We start from the raw sequence: 15,458 nt of genomic DNA, 5'->3' as shown, positions 1-15,458 counted from the left end.
CGCGGCTCACCGTGTCCGGCGTACCGGCCCGGAGCGGACGGCGGCCCGCGGCGGCGGCGCGGCCGGGCGTGGTCGTTCCGCGCCGGTGTCCGGGAGCATGCCGCTGCCCTTCGTGAGGCAGTGGGAGAAGCCGTCCTGCGAGTCGTGGCCGCCGCTCCTACGCGCCGCCGGCCGCCGGCCCCGTGAAGGACGGGCTCTGCCCGCCGAGGGCCGCGTCGGCGGCCCGCAGATGACTCTCGACCGGGCCGAAGGAGACCAGGCCGCTGCCGCCGCCGGCCGACTCACCGTCGGCGGCGGCGAGTTCGTCACGGGCGCGACGCAGGACCTCCTGGTGTCCCACGGCCGCGGCGGTGCGGGCCAGTACGCACCAGAGCGCCTCCTGGAGGAGGTCGTGGGGTGGCCGGGGAACCGTTGCGAGTGCCTGCCGGGCCCGTTCGGTGGCGCCGGAGGCGGCCTGCAGCAGGGGAACGAGCCACGGCCGGTAGGGGCCGGCGTCGAGGCCGGCGAAGTCGTCGGGGTCGGGCAGGGTGCCGTCCCGCATCGACGGGACGAGCGCGACGAGGACGGCCGCTCCCCGGGTGAGTCCGGGCATGCCGTAACCCGCGGTCTCCGCGAGGAGCTTCCCGTACCGGGGGCGGGCCGCCGGCCATCCGTCGGTCTCGCAGGTGCGCAGGGCCCGGTACCAGGAGGTGAACACCGCGGCGAGGGGCCGTTCGTCGCGGTGCGCCAGCCGGTCGACCTCCTCGGCCTCCGCGTCCGCCGCCACGAGGTCGCCGAGACCGGCGAGTGCCTGGACGCGGAGGAGACGGCCCAGAACCTCGTGGCCGGGCAGTTGGTGGTCGACGGCCAGCCGGGTCAGCTCGGCGCCGAGGGCGTCCCGGCGGGCGGCCGATCCGCAGGTGGCGAAGGACTGCATGAAGGCGCCGTTGAGGGCGAACGCGAGCACCGCGGGGTCACCGAGGCGGCGGGCGAGGCGGACGGCCTCCTCGGCGGCGCGTTCGGCGCGCAGTCGCCACGGTTCGGCGGCGGACGTGGCGGACGCCCGGGGAAGCGGTGCGTCCGCGGCGGCGTCGCCGCGCGACTCGACGGCGACGACCGACAGCAGCCGGGCCCGCAGCGCGGACGGTCCGTCGGGGCCGAGCCGGGCGGCGGCGCGGGCGGCGGTCCGGACGAGTTCGCCGGCGTCGGCGGGGTCGTCGGCCCGGGTCCAGACCGCCGGGACGTCGTAGGAACCTATGATCCTCGCGGCCAGCTCCGGGTCCCCGGTCGTCTCGGCCGCGGCGACCAGCTCGCGCCGGTGCTCGCGCGCCTCCCGCAAACCGTCGGCGCCGGTCACCGCGAGGTCTCGCAGCAGGCCGGCGGTGGCGTGCAGCCGGGCCCTGGACCGGGCGGGCACCGAGCGGTCCCACGCGGCGGCCGTGCGGTCCCAGACGCCGTCCGCCGCCCCGGCCGGCTCGGTCGCGGAGCCTGTGGTGCCGCTGAGTATGCGGGCTTCGGCGCGTGCCAGAGCGGCTCCGGTGTCCGGTCCGTACGCGCTGGTGAGGGCCCGGCGGCCCTGGAGCAGGGTCTCCAGGGCCTCGCCGCGACGGCCGGACCGGTCCAGAGCGGTCGCCAGCAGCGCCCACCCGTCCTCCCGCCCCGGGTGCGCGGTGACGTGGGCCCGCAGACCGACGACGGCGTTCCGGGCGGCGCCGGTGGCCAGGAGGGCGTCGGCGCGCCGTTCGACCGCGTCGAGGCGGAGCGCCTCCAGCCGGGCCTGTTCGGCGGCGGCCCACGCGACGGCGGGGAAGTCGGCCAGGACCGGCCCGCGCCACTGGGCGAGCGCCCGGTCCCACAGGGCGACCGCCGCGCGCGGTGGCGCCTCGGCGGCCCGCGCGGCCGCGTCCTCGAACCTCCAGGCGTCCACCGCCTCGCGTCCGGCGCGCAGAACGTATCCGGGACCGTCGGTGACCAGCAGCCGCGACGGCTGCCGGGAGGGGCGCCCGGGTTCCAGGGCGCGGCGCAGCGCCGCGACGAAGGTGCGGAGTGCGCCGAGCGCGCCGGCCGGGGGTTCGTCCTCCCACAGGTCGGCCACGAGCCGGCCGACCGGGACCACCCGGTTGCGGGCGATCAGCAACCGTCCGAGCACCTCCCGGTGGCGGGGCGCGCCGAGCGGCAGGGACGCGCCGTCGGGGTCCCAGGCGGCGACCGGCCCCAGCAGTCCGAACTCCACACCCATGGCACGGTCCCTTCGAGGGCGGCGCCGTCCCCGGGGTGCCGCCTGTCCACTCATCGATCGCTGATCCGGGGCCCGCAGCCTGGGTGACGTCCCCGGACGGCTCGGACCGCCGGGCCCGGGACGTCCACTCTGCCACGAGCCACAGGAGTCGCTGTGACACACCCGAGCGTCCCCGGATTCACCGAGCACCGCGTACCGGTCGGCGACGGCCTCGCGCTGAACGCCGCCGTCGGCGGCAGCGGTGCCCCGGTCGTGCTGCTGCACGGTTTTCCGCAGACCCACCTGATGTGGCGGCACGTCGCCGCCGATCTCGCCGCCGACCACACCGTCATCTGCCCGGACCTGCGCGGCTACGGTGCCAGCGACAAGCCCGCGGAAAGCGGCCCGGACGTCTACTCCAAGCGCACCATGGCCCGGGACGTGGTCCGCCTCGCCGCCCGTCTGGGACACGACCGCTTCGCTCTGGCCGGCCACGACCGCGGCGCCCTCGTCGCCTTCCGCGCCGCGATGGACCACCCGGGTACCGTGTCCCGGGCGCTCTTCCTCGACGTCCTGCCGACCCTCGACATGTGGCACGCCCTGCACGGCGTGTCCGGCGCGGTCGGCTTCCACCTGTATCTGATGGCCCAGGCCCCGGGCCTGCCGGAACAGCTGATCGAGGCGTCCGCCGACGCCTTCTTCGGCCACTTCCTCGACGCCTGGACCGACTCCCCGGACGCGATCCCCGCCGGTGTCCGCGCCCACTACCTCGCGGCGTCCGCGGCGGCCGTGCCCTCCATCGTCGCCGACTACCGCGCCTCGGCCGGCGTGGACGTGGACCACGACACCGCCGACCGGGAGGCGGGCAACCGGCTGGCCATGCCGGTCACCGTCCTCCAGCAGGACTGGGGCGCGGCACTCGGCTACCACGCCCAGGGGCTGTGGAGCGCCTGGGCCGGGGACCTGCGGCACCGCACGGTCTCCTGCGGCCACTTCATGGCCGAGGAGGACCCCGCCATGGTCGCCGACGAGATCCGGGCCCTCCACGACCGCTGACGACCACCGCCCCGTCCTCTTCCCCGGGCGACGTACCCGGCTCGCGTCATCGCGCCATGACCTGGCCGGCAACGTGCTCGACGGCAGCGCGCGCAGCTGGAGACCATGCCGAGGAACCGGGCGGCGGCCGGTCCGGGATCGCCCGGCACGACCACGCCGAAGTCCAGGGCCTCGCACCGGAACCGCGCCGGCACCGCAGGGTCGCGGCAACCGAGCACGAGCTCACCGATACGACATGCCATGACGGAACCTGCTCTCAGCCCGGGACCCGCCGGGAAGGCCGCACGCGAACCTCATGGGATCCCGCGGTGAGAACAATCCTGCGACCGTACGGGCGGGACGAGCGCGGGCGAGGTGTTCTCAGGGGCGGCCCTGTCCGGGCAGCCGGTCAGGGCCGCCGGTCATGCGGCAGGGAAGCCGGTCTCGAGACACGACAACGCCCTGACGGTGCCCTTCAGATGCGCAGCTCGGGGGGAAAGCCCGTCCAGCGCAGCTCGGTGGGCAGATGCCGCATGTCGTTGGAGAGGAGGACGGAGGCGGGCCGGCCGGGCGTGTAGCGGATGACCGTGAGTGCCGCGTTGCAGTGGCTGAGGCCGAGCCACCGCCACTTCGGCGCGTGCATGGCGTCCCGGACGAGCCAGGCGACCAGGAAGTTGTGAGTGACGACCAGTTCGTGCCGGTCCTCTTCACCGTCCGCCGCCCCGGTGAACAGGTCCAGCGCCCGGCGGGCCAGCTCGGGTCCGCGCTTCCGCTCCTCGTCGTCGGCACCGGCGAGGAAGCGGAGATGGAAGTCCGCCGACTCGGACGGAAGTTCGGCCCTCTCCGGTAGATAGGGCACGTAGTCACCGGCGGCTTCCGAGACGTGCAGAGGAACGCTCTCCAGCTGGTCGCCGATCAGGCGTGCGGTCTGTTCCGCCCGCGGCAGGGGGCCGTGGTGAACAGCGGTGAAGGGGATGTCCCGGAGGCGCCGTCCGAGCAGGGTGGCCTGCCGTCGGCCGGCCTCCGTCAAACCGCTCCCGTCCGGTGATGCCTCGCCGTGCCGGACAAGATGGAGGTAACGGGTGGCGGTGCCGGTCATCTCAAGCTCCTCTGGACCTGCTGGCGCTCCTGCGCATCAACGGACGCTGTCCCTCCGGACGCCGGTTCCCTTCACGCCTCGAAGAGACAGGCCCCGGGACGACGCCGCCGTCGGCAGACCCGCGGATGCCGGGCGTGCCGCTCGAAGGGGTGCAGGATCTCCGCGGCCCGCTTCCACTGCGTGGGGTGCCGCAGCACGTCCTCCACGAGGTAAGGCGTCGGCAAGTCGTCGAGGACCGGGAGCAGTTCGCGGCGCAGTGGGCGCGGCGGGCTCGTGAACCGCGACGGCGTCACCGGTCCTGCGTCACCGTCGGAGAGCGCGGCGACCGGCAGCCCGCCGACACCGGTTGCGTCGCGTCGAGACCGTTGCCTGCCGTGGCGGAGGCTGTCGCGGTCACGCCGGGACAGGCCACTTCTCGGACGGGCGGCGCGACCCGGTCGCACAAGGGTCGTGACGGCCCGTCAGGTCCGGTTCCGTGCCGGCTTCGGTTCGGAGGGAAGGGTTTCCTCGCGGCGGAGCAGCAGCGGGGTCGCCAGCAGGAACACGCCGGCCAGTCCGATGGCCGTGCGTGGACCGAACAGGCTGCCCAGCACTCCCCACAGGGCCGTCAGAAGTGCGGTCGTGCCCTTGGTCGTCACCGCCCAGGCGGTCAGCGTGCGGGTGACCCGGTCGGTCGCGATGCGCTGGAGACGGTAGGTGGCGTGGACGGGGTTGAAGACCCCGCAGCAGAGGATGAGCCCGAACTCGACGCCGATCACCAGCAGCAGTCCGCCGGTGCCCGGCCCCAGGAGGGCCAGGCCGATGGGCCAGACGGCACGCAGTGACCCGGCCGCGACCAGGACCTGGTGCTGCCCGAACCGGGTGACGAGCGGCCGGGCCAGTCGCGATCCGAACAGCCCACCGATCGAGGGAGCGGCGAAGGCGAGGCCGTACTGCCACGGTGCGAATCCCAACTGTCCGAGCATCTGGACGGCCAGCAGCGGTTGGGCGGCCATCACCAGGCCGTTGAACAGGGCGGTGTTGAAGAACAGCGGACGCAGGGCCGTGTCGGAGAGGATGTACCGCCAGCCGTCGAGCAGGTCCCCGGCGCGCATGCGTGCGGTCTCCCGGCGCCCGGGCCGCGGCTCGTGCCCGCCCGTCGCGCGGATGCCCAGAGCCGAGAGCAGGTAGCTGACCGCGTCGGCCAGCACCGTCGCCACCGGACCGAGCAGCCCGATCGCCGCGCCGCCCAGCGGCGGTCCGACGATCGTGATCGTCCAGGCCGTGGACTCGAACCGGGCGTTGGCGACGAGCAGTTCCTCGGCCGGCAGCAGGTTCTTCAGATACGCGCCGGAGGCCGCGCGGAAGGTGATGTCGGCCGCCGCGACGACGACCGAGACCAGCAGGAGCTGAAGGAAGGTGAGCGCGCCGAGCGCGAACGCGGCGGGGACCGTCAGCAGCGCCGCGAACCGCGTCAGGTCCATCGCGATCAGCACCTGCCGCTTGCGGCGGAACTCCATCCACGGGCCGAGCGGCACGGCCACGACCGCGCCCACCGCGGCCCCCGCGGAGGACAGCGCGGCGACCTCGGCCGGTCCGGCGTGCAGCACCTGGACGGCGATCAGCGGGAACGCGCCGAAGGCGAGCCAGGTGCCGAGCGCGCTGGTCCCGTACGCTGCCCAGAACCATCCGAACCGCCGCCCCAGCCGGTGTCCGTTCCTCATGCCCGGTCCCCCTGCCCTTCACCCGCACAACCGATCCGCGATCGGGAGTATCCAAGCGAGGGCTGTGGCCAGGGATCAAACAACCGGAGGGCCACCGGCCACAACCACCGGTTGTGGCCTTAGGGTGTCGGCGTGGACCTCGACGCCGTACGGACCTTCGTCGCCGCCGCGGACGCGGGGCAGTTCCAGGAGGCTGCCGCCGAGCTGGCGGTCACCCAGCAGGCCGTGTCCAAGCGCATCGCCGCGCTGGAACGCGACCTCGGCGTGCGGCTGTTCACCCGCACCGCCCGCGGCGCCCGGCTCAGCATCGACGGGCAGGCGTTCCTGCCCCACGCACGCGAACTGCTGCGCGTCGCCGAGCGCGCGCAAGCGTCCGTGCTCCCCGGCCACCGTCCGCTGCGCGTCGACGTGATCGCCTCGCGCGGTGCGGCGTCGGGTCTGATGCGCGCCTTCCACCGTGCCCATCCCGAGATCGACCTCGACGTGGTGTGGCTGTTCGACATCGAGACGGCCGTCGCCGCCCTCCGGTCCGGAACGATCGACGCGTCCTTCCGTGCCGTCGGCATGCCCGGCCGGCCCCTTCCCGAGGACATCGAGTCGGTCCGGGTGCTCGACGAGCCGCTCCAGCTCCTCACCGGCCCCGCCCACGCACTGGCGGGCGCCCGGTCGGTGACCGTCGCACAGCTCGCCGGGCACCGGATCTGGATGCCCGGCATCGTCCCCGGGACCGAGTGGGCCGCCTACTACGACGACCTCGTCGCCGAGTTCGGCCTCACCATCGAAGCCACCGGCCCCAACTTCGGCTCCGACGCGCTCCTCGACACCGTCGCCGACACCCCGGCCCTCGCCACCTTCATGGGCGGGCAGACCCGCCTCGTCTGGCCCGCCGGCCACGACCTGCGCCGCGTCCCGGTCACCGACCCGACCCCCGTCTACCCGCACTCGCTCCTGTGGCACCGCGACAACCCCCACCCGGCACTGGCCGTGCTCCGCGCCCACCTCGCCGCCGCATCGGCCGGCCACGACACCACCGGCACCTGGACACCCGGCTGGGTGACATCGCGCTGAACGCCGACGCGCCCACGATCGCTGTCGGGGACGAAGGACGCGCGATGTGAAGCAGGCGAGGCCTGTGGGGTGAGCGGCTGTTTCGGCACTCCGCTCAGGGGTGGGAGGTGGCGACCTTGACCCCGAACCCGATCAGGACGACCCCTGTGACGCGGTCCGTGGCGCGTCGTACGGCGGGCTTCTCGAAGAAGGCGCGGGCCTTGGCCAGCACCAGCACGTAGCCGCCGAGCCAGACGAGTGTCAGGGCCGTGTGGATGAGGACCAGCAGGGTCATCCCCAGGTGCGGCGAGACGCCGGACGGCGCGAGCGTGGGCAGGAGGCCGGCGTAGAAGACCGCGATCTTCGGGTTGAGGATGTTGCTGACCAGCCCCGTGCGCCACGGGTCGCCGGGCGGGACCGCGAGGCCGGCCGCCGGCGTCGTCACCGAACGGCCGCGTCGGCTCCGCAGCAGGGCCTGGACCCCCAGGAAGCCGAGGTAGACGGCCCCGGCGAGCTTGACGACCGTGTAGGCCGTGGCGGACGCCGCCAGGACGGCCGCCAGACCGGCCACCGTGAGCGCACCCCAGACGAGCAGCCCCACCGTGATGCCGCCGACGGTGCGCAGGCCGTCCTGCCGGCCGGACGCGATGGCCCGCTTCGTCACCACCGCCATGTCCGGACCGGGAACCACGGTCAGGACGGCGAGCACACCCATGGCCGTGAGGAGCTGAACGAACATGGGCTCAGTGTCGCACCCGGGAAACGTCGTCGACGCAGCGCACCTGATGATCCTGGGGACTGGGGACTGGGGCCCGCAGCACGGCACCACCCGTCCGCATCGTGCCGTGTTGCCGTGTCCGGTGTCCCCGGTGAAGGTGGTGGCGATGCATCACCGCTCCCATCGCTTCCGCCGGCCGGGCACCCCGTACCCGGCGGCGACTCGGCGAACGTCGGAAACGACGCTGTTCAGCGGCGTCTACGGGCTGATCCTGGCCAGCGCGCTGGCCGCCGCGCTCGACTCTCCCGGTGAGGCGGAGGAGCCCGGCTCCGATGCGCTGTGGGTCCTGCTCACCGCCCTCGCCTCCGCCGCCGCCCACGGCTATGCCCATGTCGTCGCGCATCGGTTGTCGGCGGACGGCAGCGGTGTCCGGGTCGGGCTGCGCGCCATGCTCTCCGAGTGGCCGGTCGTCGTGGCGGCCGTCCCCACCGTCGTGCTGCTGCTGACCGCGATGCCCTCCTGGTGGACGGAGACCCAGGCGGTGAACACCGCCCTGGTGCTCAACACCCTGCTGCTCGCCGGTTGGGGCGCGTGGACGGCACGCGGCGCGGGCCGTGGGTGGGCGGCCTCGCTCCGGGCCGGGATCGCCGACATGCTGATCGGCCTGGTGATCATCGGGGCGAACGCCCTGATCAAGTAGCGGTCACGACTGCCGGCGGCCGGCTTCGTCGGCGCCGCTGCGTCTGTGCTCCGGCTCTCCCGCGAGCCGTGTTTCCAGGCGGTAGCCGACGGTGACGTCACGGTAGTCGTGGCTCGGCGCGACCTTCTCGGGAAGGTGGTCACGGTCACTGTGGCTCGTCGACTCCCGCTCCCCGGTACCCGGGAAGCGGACGGCTGTCCGGGGTTCCTCCGCGAAGCGGAGGCGCGCGGCGTGGACCGTCGACCGGAACGAGATGTCCCACTCCGCGCTCTCCACCGCAGTTCAGGGCGGCTCTTCCCGTTCTTCGGTGGCACGGCGGCGGCCGGGCCTCGGTGGCAGTTCTCCGTCCTCGGCGCGTGTCCGGCGCTTACGGGTGCCGCTCTCGCTCCGGACGGTCCGGTCCCGTTGCCCGTCCCCCGGCTTGCGCGCGCTCCGGGCGCCCGGCCCGGTTCGGCGTACGGTGCCTTCCGTCGTGTCCGCGGCTTCACCCACGACACCCCCGGTGATGCCGCCGGCCTCCTCACCGGCCTTGCCGACAGCGGTCCGGCCCGCTCCACCGACGTCCTCCACCGCGCGTCCGGCGCCACGGCCCACGTCCTGAACGGCCGTGCCGGCGCCTCGGCCGACGTCCTGCGCCACCGAGCCGACACCGCGGCCCACGTCCCGGACGGCGGTCCCGGCGCCCTGGCCGACGTCCTGGACAGCAGCCCCGGCGCCTCGGCCGACGTCCTGAACGGCCCGTCCGGCACCCGTACCCACCTCACCCACGGCTTGACGGGCTCCACCACCGACGTCCTGTACGGCGGATCCGACCCCTCGCGTCAGATCGCGCAGGATCTCCGGATGGCGGTCGAGTGTCGTGAGCACCCGATTGACGATCATGGCGACATTGTCGAGACGCACCCTGAGCTGGGCCTGTGCCTCTACCCCCGAAATACCCAGGTGCACGCGGCCGAGGGTGACGTCGGCGCCCACACTCAGCTTCAGCAGATCCAGCACCTCGGCCTGCAGGGAGACGTGCGCCCGCAGGTTCTCGACGTCCAGGTCGATCTCGTCGACCTTCAGCACCGGAACGTCCAGGAAGACATCGGGGTTCGCATCGGCTGCCACGGAGACACCCTGGGCGGCGGCCACGTCCTCCGCCTCGTAGGAGCCCGGATCGTCGTCGTACGGCTCCGGCTCGGTGTATTCCTCGAGGTCCTCGGCGTCGGGTTCGCCGTCGTACGGGTCCCCCTCCTCGACGGGTGCCTCGTCGTTCCCGGCGTTGTCGTCCATCACCGCACCTCCCCGGTCCGTCCTGATCGACCGCGGCCCACCTGACGCCACGACGCCCTTTGACGGACGTCGTAGCGGTCCCCTCGGTCGGTCGGCGGCGCGTCGGCGGTGCTTCTCCTTCAGGACTGCGGGCGCTTCCCGTGGTTCGCCGCGTGGTTGCGGCGCGACTTCTTCTTGCGGCGCCTCTTCGAGGACATGCGCGTCTCCCTGGTGACGTACGGCCGTGAGACCACGTCTCACCCGGCGGTTCCCGGACCGCCGAACGGCGACGGCCCGTTCAGCCAGTGTTCCTCGCGGTGCGGGGCACCGCCACTCGCACACCGGCCGGCCGTGCCGGCGGCGACGGCAGGGACCGCCCTCGTCGACATGGTTGTCGCCCCGCGCGCGCCGGGCGACGATGTCCCCCAGCGCATCGCCCCGCGGGAGGCCATGGTGACCGATCCCTGGGTGGCCCTGGAGCCAGGAGCCGACCCTGCCGAGCGCGTACGTGTGCTGCACCGGGCGCACGATGCCTTCACCGAGGCCGGTACGGTGCCGGGCCCGGTGCGCGGCGTGGTCGCCGAGTCGTGGCGGCGCTCGGCACGCGCCGGGGTGCACCCGGACGGCACCGCCGACATCGAACTGACGGGCAGCGACCTCGGGGCCTGCCGGGCCGAGCACCCGCTGGCGCATGTGATGCCGCTGTTCCGGGAGTTGCTGGGCACGTTCGCCTCCGACGGCCGACACCTGCTGGCGGTGTGCGACGCGCGCGGCAGGCTGCTGTGGGTCGAGGGGCACACGTCGACACTGCGGCAGGCACGGCGGATGAACTTCGTGCCGGGCGCGCGGTGGTCGGAGAGCGCGGTCGGGACGAACGCGCCGGGCACGGCGGTCGCCGTGGGCCGTCCGGTCCAGGTGTTCGCGGCCGAGCACTTCGTGCGGCGCGTACAGCCGTGGACGTGCGCGGCGGCCCCGGTCCACGACCCCCGCACGGGGCGGCTGCTCGGTGCCGTGGACATCACCGGCGGGGACGGTCTCGCGCATCCGCACAGCCTGGGGTTCGTACAGGCCGTGGCACGCGCGGCGGAGTACCGGCTGGCGCTGCTCGCCCCCGGACGCCGGGCCGCCAGCGGGCCCGAACTGGCGGCACTGGGCCGCGACCGGGCGGTGCTGACGACGGAGGGCCGCAGGATCCGGCTCAGCCGCCGGCACAGTGAGATCCTCGTCCTGCTGGCCGGGCATCCCGACGGCCTGACCGGTGACGAACTGCTGTGCGCCCTGTACGAGGACGAGTCGGTGACGCCGGTGACACTACGCGCGGAGCTCGCCCGGCTGCGCCAGGTCCTCGGGCCGGGACTGCTCGCGTCGCGGCCCTACCGGCTCACGGCGCCCATGGAGGCGGACGTCGCCGTCGTCGAACGCCGGCTGGCGGCCGGCGCGGTCACCACCGCCCTGGCCGCCTACCCGGGCCCGTTGCTGCCGGCCTCGCGGGCCCCGGCGGTCGTACGGCTCAGGCGCCGCCTCGCCGACGGTCTGCGCGCGGCGCTGATCGCCCGCTCGGATCCCGACCTGCTGGCCGACTGGGTCCACGCGCCCTGGGGCGAGGAGGATGTGGAGGTGTGGCGGGCGCTGGCCACGGCCCGGCCGACGGCCGTGAACCGGGTCCGTCTGGCCGCACTCGAATCGGAGCTGAGGGCCCCGGACGGCTGGGCCCGCTTCGAGGACCGGTAGCAACGCCGCCCGCCCGCAACGTGGTTGCAACGTCCGTGTCCCTACGCTCCGGCGCGGAGCTGCCCAACGGCGGGCAGCGCTGCCGAAGGAGGCCAGTTCCGCATGACCCGTTACGCGGCGCCCGGGAGCGAGGGCGCGATCGTCTCCTACCAGTCCCGCTACGACCACTTCATCGGCGGCGAGTACGTACCTCCGGTCGCGGGGCGGTACTTCGAGAACCCGAGCCCGGTGAACGGTCTGCCGTTCACCGAGGTGGCGCGTGGCACGGCGGAGGACGTCGAGGCGGCGCTCGACGCGGCGCACGCGGCCGCGCCCGGCTGGGGGCGCAGGCCGGCGTCCGAGCGGTCCGACGTCCTGCTGAAGATCGCCGACCGCATGGAGGCCGACCTGGAAGCGCTCGCGGTGGCGGAGAGCTGGGAGAACGGCAAGCCCGTACGGGAGACCCTGGCGGCCGACATCCCGCTGGCCATCGACCACTTCCGCTACTTCGCCGGTGCTGTGCGCGCTCAGGAGGGTTCACTCAGCGAGGTCGACGACGACACGGTCGCCTACCACTTCCACGAGCCGCTGGGCGTCGTCGCCCAGATCATCCCGTGGAACTTCCCCATCCTGATGGCGACGTGGAAGCTCGCGCCCGCCCTCGCCGCGGGCAACGCGGTCGTCCTCAAGCCCGCCGAGCAGACACCGGTCTCCATCCACTACTGGCTGAGCCTCGTCTCCGACCTGCTGCCGCCTGGCGTGCTGAACATCGTCAACGGCTTCGGCCCGGAGGCCGGAAAGCCGCTCGCGTCGAGTCCGCGGGTGGCGAAGGTGGCCTTCACCGGCGAGACGTCCACGGGGCGGCTGATCATGCAGTACGCGGCCGAGAACCTGAAGCCGGTCACGCTGGAGCTGGGCGGCAAGTCGCCGAACATCTTCTTCGACGACGTGTGGGAGAAGGACGACGAACTGCGCGACAAGGCCCTCGAAGGGTTCACGATGTTCGCGCTGAACCAGGGCGAGGTGTGCACGTGCCCCTCCCGGGGGCTGATCCAGCGCGGCAACTACCCCGACTTCCTGGCCGCGGCCGTCGCCCGCACCGAGCTGATCAGGCCCGGACACCCGCTCGACACCGACACGATGATCGGCGCGCAGGCCTCCAGCGAGCAGCTGACCAAGATCCTGTCCTACATCGACATCGGCCGGCAGGAGGGCGCCAAGGTTCTCACGGGCGGCGAACGCGCCGAGTACGACGGTGACTTGAAGGGCGGCTACTACGTGCAGCCGACCATCTTCGAGGGCGACAACCGGATGCGCGTCTTCCAGGAGGAGATCTTCGGCCCCGTCGTCTCGGTGGCCTCGTTCGACGACTTCGACGACGCGATCAGGATCGCCAACGACACGTCGTACGGCCTCGGCGCGGGCGTGTGGACCCGCGACATCAACACGGCCTACCGCGCCGGGCGCGCGATCCAGGCGGGCCGCGTCTGGACGAACTGCTACCACGCCTACCCCGCGCACGCGGCGTTCGGCGGCTACAAGCAGTCCGGGATCGGCCGGGAGACGCACAAGATGATGCTGGACCACTACCAGCAGACGAAGAATCTGCTGGTGTCGTACTCGCCGAAGCGGCTGGGCTTCTTCTAGGCGTAGAAAAAGGGCGCCTGACCAGGGATGATGCCCGGCAGGCGCCCTTCTCGGAGCGCATCTGAGCAGCGAGTGGAGACACACCCTCACTCCCGATGTCTCCCGCCCGTGCCCCAGCTCTGACCAGTGGTTCCGGGACGTTTCCGGGCCGAGGTCCCGCTGAGGCGCTCTCCTCGTCGTCACCTCCTCCCCTCGCCGCATGGAGTCTTCGGTCAGAGTGTCGGTGTGGTTCCGCGCTTCAGCCGGCGACTTGGCGTGGTAGCGGAAGAGGACCTGGACGCTCCGTCCGGCCCGGCGCGACAGCCACGCTCCGCCTTCGACCCGACGCCTTGCGCCACTTCACGGATTCGAAGTGGGGACCGTGCTCGGCGAGGGCAAGACCCTGAGATCGTCCGGCTTGTCGAGACGGTGGTATCCGGCTTGGGACCGCGCACGCCCGATGACCCCGCGCCGTCCGGTGCGCCCCGGCGGATCTCCGGTCCCGCGTGTCCGTCCGGCAGCGTGGACGAGGACACCGCCCGGCAGTCCGGGAAGCCGGGTTCAGCCGCCGCGCCGTACCCGGGCCGCCTTGCGGGCCTCCGCGAGCTTGCGGGCCTCGCTGCTCTTGCGGGACGACCTGCCGCCGGAGCCGCTCTTCGCGTCCTTGGCGCTGCCCAGGCCGCGGAACGGGACGTTGTGGCTCTTGGGGCGCGCTACGGCCGGCCCGCCGTCGAGAGGCTCTCCGGAGGGGGCCCTGGCGCCGGTGATCCGACTCAGCTCCGCCTCGCCGGACCGCACCTTGGTGACCTTGGCAGCGACGCCGGCGTCCGCCATGACCTGGCCCGTCTCGCGGCGCTGTCCCGGCAGGACGAGCGTCACGACGGTGCCGGAGCGGCCGGCCCGCGCCGTGCGGCCCGCGCGGTGCAGATAGTCCTTCGGGTCGGTGGCCGGGTCGACGTTGACCACGAGGTCGAGGTCGTCGACGTGCAGGCCCCGTGCGGCGACGTTCGTCGCCACCAGCGCGGTGACCTGCCCGTTCCTGAACCGGTCCAGGGTCCGGGTGCGCTGCGGCTGGGCCTTCCCGCTGTGCAGGGCGGCGGCGGCCACGCCACTGGCCCGCAGATGCCGCGTGAGCTGGTCGACACCGTGCCTGGTGTCCAGGAACAGCAGGACGCGGCCGTCCCGGGCGGCGATCTCCGTGGTCACGGCGTACCGGTCCGGGCCGTGCACGACGAGGACGTGGTGCTCGGTCTCGGAGACCACGCCGGACGAGGGGTCCACGGAGTGGACGGCGGGGTCGCGCAGGTAGCGCTGCACCAGCTGGTCGACGTCACGGTCGAGGGTGGCGGAGAACAGCATCCGCTGCCCGTCGGAACGCACCTGGTCCAGGATCTCGGTGACCTGCGGCAGGAACCCCATGTCACACATCTGGTCGGCCTCGTCCAGGACCACGATGCGCACACGCCCCAGCCGGCAGCCCCTGCGCTCGACGAGGTCGTGCAGCCGGCCGGGCGTGGCGACGACGATCTCGGCGCCGTCCCGCAGCGCGGCGGTCTGCCGTCCGACGGACACTCCGCCCACCACGGTCACGAGCCGCAGTCGCAGCGCCTCGGCGTACGGGGTGAGCGCCTCACCGACCTGCTGCGCCAGTTCCCTGGTGGGCACCAGAACGAGCGCCAGCGGCTCTTTCGGCTGCGCGCGCCGCCCGGCCGTCCGGGCGAGCATCCCCAGGCCGAAGGCGAGCGTCTTGCCGGATCCGGTACGGCCCCGGCCCAGGACGTCCCGTCCCGCGAGCGCGTTCGGCAGCGCAGCGGCCTGGATGGGGAAGGGCACCGTCACACCGTGCTCGTCGAGCACCCGCAGAACCTCGGCCGGCAGCCCCAGCCGCGCGAAGGACGCCACCGTGGGCAGCGTCGAAGCGGCCTCTGACGCCTCGGACGCAGAGTCCTGCCACCGGGCATCGGTACGTGCTGATTCGCTCACAGAAAGCCTTCCTCCGAGGGACCGTACCGAGGAAGGCCCGGCAGGGACGTGGTCACCAGCCAGGGACACCGACACAGCGACGCTGCAAACAGCCAACGCTAGCACGGAGCACTCCGCGGGCCTCCCCCGGCCGCGCCGCTCAGCCGAGGAACAGCGGCCGGACCTGTTCCGCGCGGATCGTCCCGGCGCCCGGACCACAACGCCTCCACCCGCGGAACCAGCCCCGCCCCGGACCCTGTGGACGCCAGAAGACGCTTCGAACGGCCTGCGCCATGCGGTGGCACGGGGCCACCCCCGCATCGGGACCCGGCGCGGCCCCGCCCGCCAGGATCCGGGGCAGAAGCTGGCCGACTTCGCCACCCTTCCGGTGATTTTACTCATTTCTG

At 73.4% G+C, this 15,458-nt stretch carries 13 protein-coding genes and 1 pseudogene; 5 read left to right on the top strand and 9 right to left on the bottom strand.

Going from position 1 to position 15,458, the window contains the following annotated elements; genetic code table 11:
- Positions 1–157: 157 nt before the first annotated feature.
- Positions 158–2,218, bottom strand: coding sequence for a BTAD domain-containing putative transcriptional regulator (locus ACFV5H_RS19260; protein ID WP_385196114.1), 2,061 nt, complete (start codon positions 2,216–2,218; stop codon positions 158–160).
- Positions 2,219–2,371: 153 nt separating this feature from the next.
- On the opposite strand from ACFV5H_RS19260, the gene ACFV5H_RS19255 reads away from it, so the two are divergent.
- Positions 2,372–3,253 carry an alpha/beta fold hydrolase gene (locus tag ACFV5H_RS19255; RefSeq protein WP_385196111.1) on the top strand — a complete coding sequence of 294 codons (882 nt, stop codon included), beginning with the start codon at positions 2,372–2,374 and terminating at the stop codon, positions 3,251–3,253.
- 149 nt (positions 3,254–3,402) lie between these two features.
- On the opposite strand, the pseudogene ACFV5H_RS19250 reads toward ACFV5H_RS19255, so the two are convergent.
- The 4 genes and pseudogenes from ACFV5H_RS19250 to ACFV5H_RS19235 form a co-directional block, all read right to left on the bottom strand.
- A pseudogene (locus tag ACFV5H_RS19250) lies at positions 3,403–3,495 on the bottom strand (VOC family protein); the annotation flags it as partial.
- A 212-nt stretch (positions 3,496–3,707) separates the two neighbouring features.
- A complete protein-coding gene (locus ACFV5H_RS19245; RefSeq protein ID WP_385196109.1) occupies positions 3,708–4,331 on the bottom strand; it encodes a histidine phosphatase family protein in 624 nt (207 codons plus the stop codon).
- Between the two features lie 71 nt (positions 4,332–4,402).
- Positions 4,403–4,624, bottom strand: coding sequence for a hypothetical protein (locus tag ACFV5H_RS19240; protein ID WP_385196107.1), 222 nt, complete (start codon positions 4,622–4,624; stop codon positions 4,403–4,405).
- Positions 4,625–4,792: 168 nt separating this feature from the next.
- A complete protein-coding gene (locus ACFV5H_RS19235) occupies positions 4,793–6,034 on the bottom strand; it encodes an MFS transporter (protein WP_385196105.1) in 1,242 nt (413 codons plus the stop codon).
- A 132-nt stretch (positions 6,035–6,166) separates the two neighbouring features.
- Here ACFV5H_RS19235 and ACFV5H_RS19230 point away from each other — a divergent pair, with 132 nt between their 5' ends.
- The gene (locus ACFV5H_RS19230) at positions 6,167–7,102 is read left to right on the top strand and encodes a LysR family transcriptional regulator (protein ID WP_385196103.1); all 936 of its coding nucleotides are present in this window, start codon (positions 6,167–6,169) and stop codon (positions 7,100–7,102) included.
- A gap of 94 nt (positions 7,103–7,196) precedes the next feature.
- Here ACFV5H_RS19230 and ACFV5H_RS19225 read toward each other — a convergent pair whose 3' ends face one another.
- The gene (locus tag ACFV5H_RS19225; RefSeq protein ID WP_385196100.1) at positions 7,197–7,820 is read right to left on the bottom strand and encodes a LysE family translocator; all 624 of its coding nucleotides are present in this window, start codon (positions 7,818–7,820) and stop codon (positions 7,197–7,199) included.
- A gap of 145 nt (positions 7,821–7,965) precedes the next feature.
- Between ACFV5H_RS19225 and ACFV5H_RS19220 the strand changes: the two genes are divergently transcribed.
- Complete coding sequence (locus ACFV5H_RS19220; protein ID WP_385196098.1) at positions 7,966–8,499, top strand: hypothetical protein; 534 nt, start codon at positions 7,966–7,968, stop codon at positions 8,497–8,499.
- Positions 8,500–8,502: 3 nt separating this feature from the next.
- Here the strand turns inward: ACFV5H_RS19220 and ACFV5H_RS19215 are convergent, their stop codons facing one another.
- Both ACFV5H_RS19215 and ACFV5H_RS19210 read right to left on the bottom strand, forming a co-directional pair.
- A complete protein-coding gene (locus ACFV5H_RS19215; protein ID WP_385196095.1) occupies positions 8,503–8,775 on the bottom strand; it encodes a hypothetical protein in 273 nt (90 codons plus the stop codon).
- Positions 8,776–8,781: 6 nt separating this feature from the next.
- Positions 8,782–9,774 carry a hypothetical protein gene (locus ACFV5H_RS19210; RefSeq protein ID WP_385196093.1) on the bottom strand — a complete coding sequence of 331 codons (993 nt, stop codon included), beginning with the start codon at positions 9,772–9,774 and terminating at the stop codon, positions 8,782–8,784.
- A 432-nt stretch (positions 9,775–10,206) separates the two neighbouring features.
- On the opposite strand from ACFV5H_RS19210, the gene ACFV5H_RS19205 reads away from it, so the two are divergent.
- Both ACFV5H_RS19205 and ACFV5H_RS19200 read left to right on the top strand, forming a co-directional pair.
- On the top strand, positions 10,207–11,484 hold the full coding sequence (locus tag ACFV5H_RS19205; protein WP_385196196.1) for a GAF domain-containing protein: 1,278 nt from the start codon (positions 10,207–10,209) through the stop codon (positions 11,482–11,484).
- 102 nt (positions 11,485–11,586) lie between these two features.
- On the top strand, positions 11,587–13,110 hold the full coding sequence (locus ACFV5H_RS19200; RefSeq protein WP_385196090.1) for an aldehyde dehydrogenase family protein: 1,524 nt from the start codon (positions 11,587–11,589) through the stop codon (positions 13,108–13,110).
- A gap of 540 nt (positions 13,111–13,650) precedes the next feature.
- On the opposite strand, the gene ACFV5H_RS19195 is transcribed toward ACFV5H_RS19200, so the two are convergent.
- Positions 13,651–15,072, bottom strand: coding sequence for a DEAD/DEAH box helicase (locus ACFV5H_RS19195; RefSeq protein ID WP_385196087.1), 1,422 nt, complete (start codon positions 15,070–15,072; stop codon positions 13,651–13,653).
- Positions 15,073–15,458 lie beyond the last annotated feature (386 nt).

The organism is Streptomyces sp. NPDC059787 (assembly GCF_042732315.1).
In the GTDB taxonomy this organism is placed as follows: domain Bacteria; phylum Actinomycetota; class Actinomycetes; order Streptomycetales; family Streptomycetaceae; genus Streptomyces; species Streptomyces atrovirens.
Note: the sequence above shows the minus strand (reverse complement) of the source record. Positions and strands in the feature narration are given on the sequence as shown.

Coding starts and splice junctions, on each gene's coding strand:
- ACFV5H_RS19260 (WP_385196114.1), bottom strand. CDS start 2,218: ATGGGTGTGGAGTTCGGACTGCTGGGGCCGGTCGCCGCCTGGGACCCC.
- ACFV5H_RS19245 (WP_385196109.1), bottom strand. CDS start 4,331: ATGACCGGCACCGCCACCCGTTACCTCCATCTTGTCCGGCACGGCGAG.
- ACFV5H_RS19235 (WP_385196105.1), bottom strand. CDS start 6,034: ATGAGGAACGGACACCGGCTGGGGCGGCGGTTCGGATGGTTCTGGGCA.
- ACFV5H_RS19225 (WP_385196100.1), bottom strand. CDS start 7,820: ATGTTCGTTCAGCTCCTCACGGCCATGGGTGTGCTCGCCGTCCTGACC.
- ACFV5H_RS19220 (WP_385196098.1), top strand. CDS start 7,966: ATGCATCACCGCTCCCATCGCTTCCGCCGGCCGGGCACCCCGTACCCG.
- ACFV5H_RS19210 (WP_385196093.1), bottom strand. CDS start 9,774: ATGGACGACAACGCCGGGAACGACGAGGCACCCGTCGAGGAGGGGGAC.
- ACFV5H_RS19200 (WP_385196090.1), top strand. CDS start 11,587: ATGACCCGTTACGCGGCGCCCGGGAGCGAGGGCGCGATCGTCTCCTAC.